At 62.5% G+C, this 11,860-nt stretch carries 13 protein-coding genes; 1 reads left to right on the forward strand and 12 read right to left on the reverse strand.

Features of this window, described 5'->3' with window-relative positions:
* From P3T23_RS16305 to P3T23_RS16340, 8 genes are all read right to left on the reverse strand, one after another.
* Positions 1-1,059, reverse strand: a complete 1,059-nt coding sequence (locus tag P3T23_RS16305) for an ABC transporter substrate-binding protein (protein ID WP_429317188.1) — start codon at positions 1,057-1,059, stop codon at positions 1-3.
* A gap of 86 nt (positions 1,060-1,145) precedes the next feature.
* The gene (locus tag P3T23_RS16310) at positions 1,146-2,342 is read right to left on the reverse strand and encodes an ABC transporter ATP-binding protein (RefSeq protein ID WP_429317189.1); all 1,197 of its coding nucleotides are present in this window, start codon (positions 2,340-2,342) and stop codon (positions 1,146-1,148) included.
* Positions 2,339-3,697, reverse strand: coding sequence for an amidohydrolase family protein (locus tag P3T23_RS16315; protein ID WP_429317190.1), 1,359 nt, complete (start codon positions 3,695-3,697; stop codon positions 2,339-2,341). Before P3T23_RS16315 ends, P3T23_RS16310 begins: the two co-directional genes overlap by 4 nt.
* A 22-nt stretch (positions 3,698-3,719) precedes the next feature.
* Positions 3,720-4,553, reverse strand: coding sequence for an amino acid ABC transporter ATP-binding protein (locus tag P3T23_RS16320; protein ID WP_429317191.1), 834 nt, complete (start codon positions 4,551-4,553; stop codon positions 3,720-3,722).
* 22 nt (positions 4,554-4,575) lie between these two features.
* A complete protein-coding gene (locus tag P3T23_RS16325; RefSeq protein ID WP_429317192.1) occupies positions 4,576-5,223 on the reverse strand; it encodes an amino acid ABC transporter permease in 648 nt (215 codons plus the stop codon).
* 13 nt (positions 5,224-5,236) lie between these two features.
* On the reverse strand, positions 5,237-6,094 hold the full coding sequence (locus P3T23_RS16330; protein ID WP_429317193.1) for a transporter substrate-binding domain-containing protein: 858 nt from the start codon (positions 6,092-6,094) through the stop codon (positions 5,237-5,239).
* A 108-nt stretch (positions 6,095-6,202) separates the two neighbouring features.
* Positions 6,203-7,684 (reverse strand): dihydropyrimidinase, encoded by a 1,482-nt coding sequence (gene hydA / locus P3T23_RS16335; protein WP_429317245.1) that lies wholly within the window; start codon positions 7,682-7,684, stop codon positions 6,203-6,205.
* A 5-nt stretch (positions 7,685-7,689) separates the two neighbouring features.
* Positions 7,690-8,418, reverse strand: coding sequence for a maleate cis-trans isomerase family protein (locus P3T23_RS16340; RefSeq protein WP_429317194.1), 729 nt, complete (start codon positions 8,416-8,418; stop codon positions 7,690-7,692).
* Positions 8,419-8,921: 503 nt separating this feature from the next.
* Here P3T23_RS16340 and P3T23_RS16345 point away from each other — a divergent pair.
* Positions 8,922-9,617: a GntR family transcriptional regulator gene (locus tag P3T23_RS16345; RefSeq protein WP_429317195.1), complete on the forward strand. Its 696-nt coding sequence runs from the start codon at positions 8,922-8,924 to the stop codon at positions 9,615-9,617.
* 12 nt (positions 9,618-9,629) lie between these two features.
* Here the strand turns inward: P3T23_RS16345 and P3T23_RS16350 are convergent, their stop codons facing one another.
* The 4 genes from P3T23_RS16350 to P3T23_RS16365 form a co-directional block, all read right to left on the reverse strand.
* The gene (locus P3T23_RS16350) at positions 9,630-9,797 is read right to left on the reverse strand and encodes an ankyrin repeat domain-containing protein (protein WP_429317196.1); all 168 of its coding nucleotides are present in this window, start codon (positions 9,795-9,797) and stop codon (positions 9,630-9,632) included.
* Positions 9,798-9,851: 54 nt separating this feature from the next.
* Positions 9,852-10,214, reverse strand: a complete 363-nt coding sequence (locus P3T23_RS16355) for a methyltransferase family protein (RefSeq protein WP_429317197.1) — start codon at positions 10,212-10,214, stop codon at positions 9,852-9,854.
* Between the two features lie 18 nt (positions 10,215-10,232).
* On the reverse strand, positions 10,233-10,457 hold the full coding sequence (locus P3T23_RS16360; RefSeq protein WP_429317198.1) for a methyltransferase family protein: 225 nt from the start codon (positions 10,455-10,457) through the stop codon (positions 10,233-10,235).
* Positions 10,458-10,595: 138 nt separating this feature from the next.
* A complete protein-coding gene (locus P3T23_RS16365; RefSeq protein WP_429317199.1) occupies positions 10,596-11,651 on the reverse strand; it encodes an alpha/beta hydrolase in 1,056 nt (351 codons plus the stop codon).
* Positions 11,652-11,860: the final 209 nt, after the last annotated feature.

Consider the following 11,860-nt stretch of genomic DNA (forward strand, 5'->3'; position numbering starts at 1 on the left):
TCAGACCTTGACCAGACGGTTGAAACGATCGATGTATTCCGCCCGGCGCGGATTGATGCGTGCCCAGTCGACCTGTACGAACGACGTCATGTCGTTAGCGTTGCGAGCAATCGCGGCGAGCGCTGCGCCGAACGGCACTTTCGTGTTGGTCGGCGCGACGTAGTAGGGCGCACTCGTCATTTGCTGCTGCACTTCGACGCTCAACGCGGTGTTGATATACGCGGCGGCAAGATCCGCCGCCTGGGTGTTCTTCACGATGTTCATCGTGCTGCGCACCATGCCCCAGTTGCTGTCGGGGCGCGCGAGCGCCACCGGCACGCCCTTGGCCTTGAGCGATTCCACGTTATTGATGTAGTGGCAGGCAATATCCACCTGACCTTGCTGGAACAGCGTGCCGAGCGCGCCCGGATTGGCGGCGACCGCCCCGACATTCGGCATCAGACGCTTGATGTAGTCGAACGCCGGGTCCATGTGATCTTCGTCGCCGCCCAGCATCTTGGCGATCGCCACCATCCATACCGTGCCCAAGGTCGAGTCGAGACTGACGAGGCCCACGCGGCCCTTGAATTCCGGCTTGAGCAGATCGTTCCAGGACTTCGGCGCGGTCTTCACGCGCTCGGTGTTGTACGCGATGCCGTAGATCTGTGCGGACACATAGGCGCCCAGACCCTTCGGATCCACGAAGTGTGGAGGCAGATTTGCGAGGTTCGGCACGCGTGCCGCCGGAATGGGTTCGAACACGCCTTGCGCGATGCCCTGCAGGTAAGGCCCTTCGTCCATCATGACCACGTCGAACGGCGGGTTGTTGCGCGCGGCCACCAGCTTGGTCAGCGTGTCGACCGCCTGCGATGCGGTGAGCACCGCGCTCACGGTTGTGGCCTTCCGAAACGCGGGCAAGAGGATCTTGCGTTGCGATTCTTCCCACGCGCCCGGAAACGTCGTAGCGGCAAGGGATTCGGATGCAGCCATGGCAAGCGCGCTACCGAGCGACAGGCCGACGGCCCCAGCCGCTCCCATCAGTTGCAGGAGCTTGCGACGTTGTTGATCGATCAGCGACATAGGACCTCTGGATGAACGGTTGAACAAAATGAATCGGCGATAGCGAAGCGGGCGGCGCGTGGGGTCAGGGCTGTTGTGAACATGCGCTACACGCCTGCGGGATTGGGTGGCGCCGGCTTGAACGTGCGCACTCCCGCGCCCGGCTTCAGATCGAGCGCGACCCGCAAGCCCGGGTGCAACTCGGCGGCCTCGGCACGCGGTAGCGAGATCTTCACGGTCGTTCCACCATCGGTCTGGAGATCGACCACCAGCGTGGGGCCGATCGGCATCGCCAGTTGGACGGTGGCCAGCAGTTGACGCGCGCTGCCGCCGGCCTGCGGCAGCTGCCAGGTCCATTGTTCCGGGCGAACGGCCAGCAGGGCCGGGCCGGGCTCGCGACACGGACCTGGCTGAGGGACGGCCAGACCGGCGCCGTCGGCGAACTCTGCCAGGCATTGGTCGCCATGCATGCGCAGTGCGACCGGCAGCAGATTCGCGGTGCCGACGAAGGTGGCGACGAAAAGCGTGGCGGGCTGGTCGTAGATCGCCACCGACGAGCCGTATTGTTCGAGCCGCCCGCGATTGAGCACCGCGACCCGGTCGGCCATACTCATAGCCTCTTCCTGGTCGTGCGTCACCATCACGGTCGTGATGTTCAGTTCGCGCTGCAGACGACGAATCTCGATCTGCATATCCAGGCGCAGGTTTTTGTCGAGCGCGGCGAAAGGCTCGTCGAGCAGCAGGATGCGCGGCTCGACGGACAGCGTGCGGGCCAGTGCCACACGTTGCTGCTGACCGCCCGACAACTCGCGCGGATAGCGTTTCGCGAATGCGTCCATGCGCACCATCTCGAGCATCTGCATGGCCTTGCGAGCGGCGTCACGACGCGCGACGCCGTTGGCTTCGAGACCGTAGGCGACATTGGCGGCGACGGTCATATGCGGAAACAGCGCGTAGTTCTGGAAGACGATGCCGACGCCGCGTTGGCGCGGCGCGAGGCCGTCCACGCGTTGTCCGCCAATATGCACTTCGCCCTCGGACTGCACCTGCAAACCGGCAAGAATGCGCAACAGGGTGCTTTTGCCGCAGCCCGACGGACCGAGCAATGCAACCAGTTCGCCTGCGGCTATGTCGAGGTCGACGTCTTCGATCACCGGCACGGCGCCGAAGCGATGCCGGATGCCGCGCATCTGCACGGCGGCGCCGGTTGGAGAGATACGCGCCTGCGAAGCTGAAGGGACCGCGGTTACGCTGCTCGCTGAGCCGTGTTTCGGCTGTGAATCGATACTGTGCGGGGTGCTCATGCGCCAGCCCTTTTCCATAATTGCGTGGCGGCGCGCTTGCCGGTGGCGATAACCGCGACAGCGTCGCAACGGGTGGGCGCGCCGCCGTCGACCACGATCTCGCCATCCACGATGACCATTTCGACATCGCGCCCAAGTCCCGTGTGCACCAGCGTGCCCAACGGATTGTGATGTGGCGTCAGATGCGCGCGCCGGAAGTCGAACACGGCGAGGTCGGCGAGCCAGCCGGTCTTGAGGCAGCCGAGTTCGTCGCCGAGTCCCATCGCCCGTGCGCCGTTGTGCGTGGCCATGGCGAGCGCGTCGGCGGGTTGCCAGTCCGCGGAGACTTCGCCCAACTGGATACGCGCGATGGCGAGCGCCCAGCGCATGACCTCGGTCATGTCGGCGTGCATGTTGTCGGTGGCCAATGCAATGCGCGCGCCGGCGTCGCGCAGACGCGGCGTGGGTGCCATCGTGCCGCCCGTCGCGTTGCCCTTGGGAATGTGCGCCACCGTGATGCCAGCGCGTCCCACGCGCGCAATGTCGTCGTCGTCCAGATACAGACAGTGCGCCGCCACGAGCCTTTCGTTGAGCAGCCCGACTTCGTCGAGCAACTGCGCCGGACTTTTGCCCGAGCGCCGTTTCACCACGCTGACTTCGGCGCGGCTTTGCGCGAGATGCGTCGTCACGCCCAGATCGTGCGTGCGCGCTGCGTCGGCAATCAGACGCAGAAAGTCGTCGGAACAGGTGTCGGGCGCGTGAACGGCCAGTTGCACGCCGGTGCGGCCATTGCCCTTGCGATGCCAGCGGTCGGCGAGCGCCAGCGCGTCGTTGAGCGTGCGCTCGCCGGTCGCGGCGTGGTATTCCCAGCGCCCGTCCGCGACACCGGAGAAATCGACGTCGTGCAGGCGGCCGCATGAATACACACGCAGGCCGAGGTCGGCCATGGCGTCCATCGTCAGGTCGGCGTGGACGTAGGTGTCGTTGATCAGCGTCGAGCCGAAGAGCATTGCCTCGAGTGCGCCGAGACGCGCCAGCGCGACGGCTTCGTCCGGGCGCACGTCATGGCCGTGCGGAATGCCGGGCGTGTAGGCGGGCGCGAAGCCCAGGTCTTCGGCCACGCCGCGCACCATCGTCAGAATAGCGTGGGTATGCACGTTCACGTAGCCCGGCACGATCACGCGTCCGTCAAGCCGGCGCGTGATCCGCGGGCGTGTCTGCACCGGCAGATCGTGCGCGCGGCCGACAAAGGCGAGACGGTTGCCGCGCAGGCCGATGGCCGCGTCGTCCAATAGCGGTTGAGCCGCGTCCATCGTCACGACAGTGGCGCCCAGCAGCAACAGGTCAAGGTCAAGCTCGATAGGTGGAACAGTCATCAGTCAGGTGGTCCGCTTCAGTTCAGGTGTGCAGGTGCTGCAGGAAACGCCGGGTGCGCTCTTCGCGCGGACGGCCGAAGACGTCGCCGGGCGTGCCTTGTTCGACGATGGCGCCGGCGTCCATGAACACCACCCGATGCGCGACGTTGCGCGCGAAGCTCATTTCGTGTGTCACGACCATCATCGTCATACGGGCCGCGGCGAGATCGCGCATCACGTCGAGCACTTCGTTGACGAGTTCCGGGTCGAGTGCCGAAGTCGGTTCGTCGAACAGGATCATCTCCGGCTCCATCGCGAGCGCGCGGGCAATCGCCACGCGTTGCTGTTGGCCGCCTGAGAGTTGCGCGGGCCGTTTGCCGACGTGTTGCGCGAGATGGACTTTTTCCAACGCTACTTGTGCGCGAGCGCGGGCCGCGTCGCGCGGGAGCCCCAGCACGCGCTGCGGGCCGGCGGCGACGTTATCCAGTGCACTCAGATGCGCGAACAGATTGAAGCGCTGAAACACGAAGCCGAAGCGGCTGCGTTGTCGCGCCAGTTCGGCTTCGGGCAGCGCGCGGCCTTGCTCCGACAACCCGATACGCTGGCCGCCAAGGCGGATCGTGCCGCCGTCCGGTCTCTCCAGGAAGTTGAGACAGCGCAGGAGCGTGGTCTTGCCCGAACCCGACGGCCCGATCAGCACCACGGTCTCGCCGTGCCGGATCTCCAGCGAGACGGAGGGCAGGACGACCTTGTCGTCGAAGCGCTTGTGCAGCCCTTCTATGGACAGCAGCGTTGCAGCTCCGCCCTCATGCACGCGCGCGGCGGCGTCCATAGCGGACGCTGCGGGCAGGTCAGTGACGGTAACGGTGGAAGACATGCTGGAACCCGAACTCATGAAGTCAGTATTGCGGCAGTCGCCGCTCGAGGTAGCGCGACAGCCACGCCAGCGCCGAGATCAACGCGTAGTAGTAGAGGGCGATCAGCAGGAAAATCTCGAACGGCGAAAAATACGTTGCGATGATTTCCTGACCGGCGTGCGTGAGCTCATACACGGAGATCGCAGACAGCAGCGCCGAACCCTTGATTAGCGAGATCAGTTCGTTGGTGAGCGGCGGCAGGATGCGCCGCCACGCTTGCGGAAAGAGCACGTGCAGAACGATCTGGCCGTGACGCATGCCGATGGATTGCGCGGCTTCAGTCTGGCCTCGATCGACCGACTGCATGCTGGCGCGCACGATCTCGCAGATGAAGCCGCCCGCGTTCAGACTGAGCGCGATGACGCCGGCCCAGTACTCGTTGAAGTTGATGCCGATGACGGGCAGCGCAAAATAGACGAGAAAGATCTGCACGAGTAGTGGCGTGCCGCGCACGAAATCCACGTACGCCAGAACGGCGATGCGAACCCCCCGGTAGCGGCTGAGCGAACCGAAACCCAGCGCGAAACCGAGCACGATGCCGATCGCGATGGCCGCGAGACAAACCTTCAGCGTGGCCAGCAGGCCGACCGCGAGGATCGGCAATGCCATGACGACAATGCTCCAGTCCATGAACGCCACGCTCTCAGGAAAGCACCGGAATCGCGTCCGGCAAGTTCATGTCGAAACCGAACCACTTCTGCTGCAACGAATGCAACGTGCCGTCGGTTTTGAACTTGCGCAACTGCTGGTCGATGAAGCCTATCAGCGCGGTGTCGTCCGTGCGCGCTGCGATGCCCGCCCAGTTATCCGCGCCGATGCCCTTCACGATCGCGTATTTGCCCGGCGCGTTCTTCAGCACGAGCGAAAGCGTCGGCAACGTGTTGAGCACGCCGTCCACTTTGCCTTCTGCCAGCGCGATATAGGCGGCCGGATGGTCGTCGAAGGTTTTTACTTCCTTGAAACCCGCGCCGCCCGCTGCTTTCAATTGCGCATCGAGCTTCGGTTCGAGCGTCTGACCCGGCGAACCGAGCTTGAGTCCCAGCACCTTGCCGTTCATGCCGGTAATGCCGGTGACGCTCTTCTGATCCGCCGCCCGAATCAGGAGTGCCTGTGAGGCTTCGACGTAAGGCACGGAGAAGTCCACGCGTTTTTCGCGCTCGGCCGTGTAGCTCAGGCTGCTCATCACCAGATCGAACTTCTTCGTGTAGAGCGACGGAATCACGCCCGACCAGACCGTGTCGATGAACTGCGCCTTGACGCCGAGATTGCGGCAAAACGCGTTGGCGAGATCCACGTCGTAGCCGATCATCGTGCCGCTCGAGTCGCGGTACGTGAGCGGCGGATAGGTCGCTTCACAGCCGATGCGCAACGCGCCGGCTCTCTTGATTTCGTCAAGCGTGAGCCCGGCGGCCATCGCAAGGCGGGGCAAACCGATCGACACCAAGGCTGCTCCCGCGCAGGCACGTTGGAGGAATTGGCGACGCGTAGTTTGTTCGGACATCAGGCTCTCCAGAAAAATCACAGTACGTACAAGATAGAGACAGCGTGTAAAGCGGCGCGGAAGGTGCCGAATGCACTGCACGTTCCGCGCGCGCTCGCAAAGCCATTCTTACTCGCGATAGACGGCGGGAAAGGCAAAGCGCGCTAGCACCCGGTGAGCGTCAATGCGTGGGCTCAACGGCCGATGCGGTTGCGCCGGTTGCGGGCGCAAGGCCGGCAGGAACTCACCGCGGCCGCGTGTGCCGCTGGGCTGCACGCCGTCCCACACTACGTCGCCGCGCGACAGCGTCAGCGCTGGCCACGCTTTCATCTGCCAGCCCTCATACGGCGTGTAGTCGACGTTGTGATGCAATGCCTCGTTGGTGAGCGTGAAGGCACGATCTGTGTCCCAGATCACCAGATCAGCGTCGCCGCCGATTGCGATTGAACCCTTGCGCGGATAAAGGCCGTAGAGCTTCGCGGCATTGGTTGCGGTCAATGCGACGAAGGCATGAATGTCGATGCGTCCGTTCATCACGCCTTCGGACATCAGCAAGGCCATGCGCGTCTCGAGACCCGGTATGCCGTTGGGCACCTGATCGAAGGTCGGGTTTTCGCCGGCCACCTGCTTGCCGTGCGGACCGTCGAAGCGGAACGGCGCATGGTCGGAGGAGAGCACTTGAAACGTACCGTTCACGAGACCGTCCCAGACGGCCTGGCGGTTGCCTTCGTCGCGCGGTGGCGGACTGCATATACATTGATAGCCGCGAGGGCCATCTTCGAGCATGTCATCGGTCAGCAGCAGATAGTGCGGACATGTCTCGGCGTAGACGGCGAGGCCATGTCCTTGCGCCCAGCGAATCTGCTCGATCGCTTCGCGGCCGGAGACGTGCACAATCAGCACGGGCGTGTCGACCAGTTGCGCGAGACTGATGGCACGATGCGTCGCTTCGCGCTCGACCAGCATCGGGCGGGACAGCGCATGCCCGATCGGCGCGGTGATGCCTTCCTCCAGTAGCGCTTCGGTGAGCCACGCAATGCAATCGGCGTTTTCGGCATGAATCATCACCATGGCGCCGTGGACGCGGGCCAATGCGAGCAGTTCGATAATCTGACGGTCGTTCAGCTTGAGTGCCTCATACGTCATGTAGATCTTGAACGACGTATAACCCTCTTCGATCAGTTGCGGCAGCTCCTGTTCGAGCACATGCGGCGTGGGATCGGTGACGATCAAATGGAAGGCGTAGTCGATCACCGCGCGGGCGTGGGCGCGTCGGTGGTACGTATCGATCGCCGCACGCAGCGTTTTTCCCTTCTGCTGGCACGCAAACGGAATCACCGTGGTGGTGCCGCCGCAGGCAGCGGAAACCGTGCCGCTCAGGAAGTCGTCGGCCATCACGCTGTCGTCGCCGGTGTCCTGATCCAGGTGGCAGTGGCTATCCACGCCGCCTGGGGTGACGAGGCGGCCGCCCGCATCGATCTCGCTGGCGCCCCGAGCCAGTCCGCTGCCCAGCGCGACGATGCGCCCGTCGCGTACGCCGATGTCGGCAGTGAAGCGGTCGGCCGCCGTGGCGATATCCGCGTCGCGGATCACGAGGTCGAAGGCCGCCACCTCGCTCATGCGACCTCCCGGAACAGGCTGCCCCAGCCGGTGACGCGCGACGTCTCGATGCCGCTCATCCGCAGCGCTTTCCAGACCACCGTCGAGATGGTGTCGTACACCGGAATGCCGAGTTCGGCTTCGAGCTCTTCAGCGAGCGGCGCGCCGCGCAAATTGGTGCAAAAAATGGTAATCGCGTCGGGTTTGCTCTTTGCGACTTCGCGCGCCATCTCACGCAACGTATCCGCACTGACTTCCGAAAACGAAAAATTATCCTGCTTGTTCAGATGACGTTCACCGATACATTCAAAGCCCGCGCTGCCATACGTTGAGATGACCTTTGCCTGCACGTCGTCGCGATATGGCGTGACCAGACCGAAGCGGTGCACGCCCGTCATGGCGAAAATTTCGTTGAGCGCGAGCACTGAGGTGCAGGCGGTAATGCCGGTGCGTTCTGTGATGCTGCGGCACAGACGCTCGTCTGCCTCAAACCCCAGCCAGCCCGACGATGTCCCGTTCCAACCGATTACGTCCAGCTTCGCGTCGGCGAGCAACCCTGCCGCGCCGAGAATTTCCTCGTCGTCGAACTGGGCCAGCGCCTGTTCGGACAACGCGATCTGGGTTACCCGGAAGCGGCCGAAATGCGCGCTGACGTCGGGTAGGCCCGCGAGCATCGCCGAAGTGACCGGTTCGAGAACCGTGTTGGAAGACGGGGTCAACATGCCAATCAGAGTGCGTTGCGTCATGATTTCCATATCAAGGGTAGCTTCTGGCGGGCCGCGCCGGAAAAAGATGCTTGCTGGATTCTCCTGATGCAAACATTATGCCAACATAAATATGCGAAGTTGTACGCAATCCAGACTGGATTGTATGCAATGCTGGATGCGCGTTCGATAGCGGAAACGGCTGCTTCCTGAGCACCTTTCTCTGGAACGAACGTCAATGGATCATGGCGGAAGCTACGGTAAGCGCGCAAGAAGATGGTGCATGGCGCACCAAAATAGAATTATTGGCACTAAATGAGGGCTATTGCGCGGGCCAAAAGGCGTCTGCGAAAGAGGTCTCCAGGTAGTCGGGCTCAACAAGCGCCAATAACCGTTTGCATACAAAAAAAATTGCAGCTTCCTCCGTTAGAACATGATTTCGATGCGAACGCTCCATCGAATTTTTGTGTACAAAAATGCTCGCAATTGCTCTATCATCGATTCATTTCCCAGTTGCGAGAAACCCTTTGAGCCGAGCCTCCTCCATGCCTGCCAGTAAAGTTGCCGCGCCCAAGGCGCCGTTTACGAACGAGGAAATCTACGGCCGCATCCAGAAGGCGGTGCTTGAGCATCGCCTTGCACCCGGTACGAAATTGATTGAGGAGCGGCTCGCGGAAGTCTCGGGCGTGAGTCGGACCAAGATTCGCGAAGTGCTCAACAAGCTTGCCCATGAGGGGCTGGTCGAGCTGGTGCCGAATCGCGGAGCCTTTATCGCCAGCCCAAGCGTCCAGCAGGCGCGAGACGTATTTGTCACGCGGCGCATGATCGAGCCGGAAATGGCCAGACTGTTGAGCCGCACCGCGACGTCGGGGCAAGTGCGTGCGCTACGCAAGCACGTGCGGCAGGAAAGCGACGCGCGCAAGCAGAATGACCGGCCCGCCATCATCCGGCTGTCAGGCGAGTTTCATGTGCTGATCGCAGAGATGATCGGCAACGAAATCCTCTTGCGGATGATGCGAGAACTCGCGCCGTTGACGTGCCTCGTCATCACGCTCTACGACAAGCCCAACGCCCCGGCGTGCCCGCATCACGAGCACAGTGATCTGATCGATGCAATCGAAGCGCATGACGAAGCAAAGGCTGCGGCGAGCATGCTGGAACACCTGCAGCATATCGAAGCGACACTGAACTTCGACGAAGTGAAAGACGCGTGGCCGGATATCGAAGCGATTTTTTCCTGAGCTAACCCAGCTTCACTCCGTCGCACTCACCTGGCGCAGCGCATCTGCCGCCGCCGTATTGCGCTGTGCGATAGCCATTTGCAGTGCGGTGCCGCCGCGCACATCTACATGGTTCGCGTTTGCGCCGTGCGCCACCAGCACTGGGATCATATCGACGCGACGAAACAGCGCCGCCGCCATTCGCTGCAGGCCCGGTGCAGCCAGTAGCGGACCGTGAGGCCATTTCAGACCCGATTAAGCGTCGCCGAATGGATTTCCTTTTTTGGCGGATGGCGCCTGCGCCCTCGTGGCCAGATGGTTCTGCAACCAGTATGCAGCTTTGTTCAAGCCAGGTATTTGCCAGTCCTGTCCGATTTCGCAGATGAATATTCGATCGTCCGATGCGGTTGCAGGCGCAAATGCATTCGCTAGTTCCCTGGCACCTCGATCAGTGTTGAGCACCAGGAACGCTCCCATTTGATGAAGATGCCGACCAGGTTGCCAGCGGCGGCCGATCCATCGCGCTACCCGTCGTTGATACGAGAGATACTGATCTCCGAATAGTTGGGCAAGCGCGTGTTCCTCAGGAATGATCTGCACGACCGTGATGACGATCACGAACAGCGGCGGAACGAGTCATGGACTCGCGCTGCCGAGCCAGACCGCCCAGCCGATCAGGAGCAACTCCAATCCCAGATACATGGGGTTGCGGCTAACGCAAAAAACCCCGTCGGTCACAAGGCGCGAGGCCTTGCTTGGGTCCATGGGATTGGTGGTCGTTCGCGCCTGACGAAAACGGACGAAGGTGCCACGGCGATGGCGAGCCCGATCGCAGCGGGGAGGCTGCCGAATCGATTCCATGGCGGGCGATCCAGTGTGGGGGATGGACCAGGAATGAAGCCGTCCTGCGACGCCATGAGACCGATCCCGGGAAATCCTCTGGGGATCAGTCTCGCAATCCTTGTCCAGAGGAGCAAAAGCGCTCCTCTCGAATGGGGATCAATGGCCGAGGTGCATGTCGAAGAATTGAGTGATTTCTGCGAATGCCGCTCTGTCCTCAGGCACGCGATCATCCATCTGGTACTGAGCGTGCGACATTCCGTCGAAAACTTCGAGTTGTGCATCGACGCCGGACTGCTGAAGCTTCTGGTGCACACGGACCGTGTTGCTGAGCAGCAAGTCGCGTGTTCCCGTGGTCAGGATCGCCGGCGGAAAGCCATGCATGTCTCCGTAGACGGGTGAGAGCAGCGGGTCCTTCAGATCATGACCGTGCGCGTAGACTACTGCCGCGGCATGGCAGAACCCATTGGGCGACACCAGGACGTTGTCCACCTTTTCGTTCGTGTAGAACGAGTCACCAGTCTTCGTCAGGTCGGACATCGGCGTACCGGGCGCGATCGCACCCGGCATTTTCAGCCCTTCCTGCTTCGCGCGCAGCATCAGCTCGAGCACGAGCGCGCCGCCGGCCGAGGTCCCGAAAACGCCTACATTCTTCGGGTCGCTCGTCTGGAGCACCGACTTATACACAGTCTCGACGTCGTCGAGCGCCGCGGGGAAATAAGCCTCGGGCGGCATGCGGTAGTCGACCGAAATGACTTTGTAGTGTCCAAGACCCGCCATGATGATGGCCTCGCCCGTACCCGACTCGCCAGGGTAAAGCTCGTAGCAGCCGCCATGGATATGAATCAGCACCTTGTCGCGATGTTCGGGCGGAATATAGTTGGGCGTCACGATGTGCACCCTCACGCCGTTGATCGTCGATGCCTGCACCGTCACGTCCAGACGCTCGCGCAGGGGCGGGAGCGTTTGCATGACCTTTGCGGCCTGTGCGTTGGCAGCCGCTCTCCATCGCTCGCCCGTCGTCCACAAGACATTCCAGGCGGGGTTGAGTGGGGCCGCGATGAGCTTTTGCAATTGGGGGCTGACTTCCGTCGGCACCGGAATGGTCTTCGCGGGCACCTGGCGGGGCGCAAGCGCACCGTCGTCGGCAAGCGCCGCGCTGGAAACTGAGGCGAAGGCGGCGCACGCGAGCAGGAGGAATTTAGTGAGCTTCATGTATTGGCAGGGGGAGGCGTGTGGAAGGCGGGGCGTTCCGTTGCTGACAAGAGAATGCGCCGTTCCCGTCGTCGAGCTTGCGCAGTCTGCGATCGTTCCAGGTAAAGCCGAAATGAGAATGAGGTGGTTGATCCGTCACAGTCGTGGCCACGTCAATTTGACTCCAACGTAGTGCGTCGACAGACAGGTGGCGTTTCCGCCGCCGGGCC

This window comes from Paraburkholderia sp. GAS448, from assembly GCF_050435685.1.
GTDB lineage: Bacteria > Pseudomonadota > Gammaproteobacteria > Burkholderiales > Burkholderiaceae > Paraburkholderia.

What these genes read in the sequence shown, in the direction of transcription:
- P3T23_RS16325 (WP_429317192.1), bottom strand. Translation starts at nt 5,223, where the DNA reads ATGGACTGGAGCATTGTCGTCATGGCATTGCCGATCCTCGCGGTCGGC.
- P3T23_RS16305 (WP_429317188.1), bottom strand. Translation starts at nt 1,059, where the DNA reads ATGTCGCTGATCGATCAACAACGTCGCAAGCTCCTGCAACTGATGGGA.
- P3T23_RS16315 (WP_429317190.1), bottom strand. Translation starts at nt 3,697, where the DNA reads ATGACTGTTCCACCTATCGAGCTTGACCTTGACCTGTTGCTGCTGGGC.
- P3T23_RS16340 (WP_429317194.1), bottom strand. Translation starts at nt 8,418, where the DNA reads ATGACGCAACGCACTCTGATTGGCATGTTGACCCCGTCTTCCAACACG.
- P3T23_RS16330 (WP_429317193.1), bottom strand. Translation starts at nt 6,094, where the DNA reads ATGTCCGAACAAACTACGCGTCGCCAATTCCTCCAACGTGCCTGCGCG.
- P3T23_RS16345 (WP_429317195.1), top strand. Translation starts at nt 8,922, where the DNA reads ATGCCTGCCAGTAAAGTTGCCGCGCCCAAGGCGCCGTTTACGAACGAG.
- P3T23_RS16320 (WP_429317191.1), bottom strand. Translation starts at nt 4,553, where the DNA reads ATGTCTTCCACCGTTACCGTCACTGACCTGCCCGCAGCGTCCGCTATG.
- P3T23_RS16360 (WP_429317198.1), bottom strand. Translation starts at nt 10,457, where the DNA reads ATGGAATCGATTCGGCAGCCTCCCCGCTGCGATCGGGCTCGCCATCGC.
- P3T23_RS16310 (WP_429317189.1), bottom strand. Translation starts at nt 2,342, where the DNA reads ATGAGCACCCCGCACAGTATCGATTCACAGCCGAAACACGGCTCAGCG.
- P3T23_RS16350 (WP_429317196.1), bottom strand. Translation starts at nt 9,797, where the DNA reads ATGGCGGCGGCGCTGTTTCGTCGCGTCGATATGATCCCAGTGCTGGTG.
- P3T23_RS16365 (WP_429317199.1), bottom strand. Translation starts at nt 11,651, where the DNA reads ATGAAGCTCACTAAATTCCTCCTGCTCGCGTGCGCCGCCTTCGCCTCA.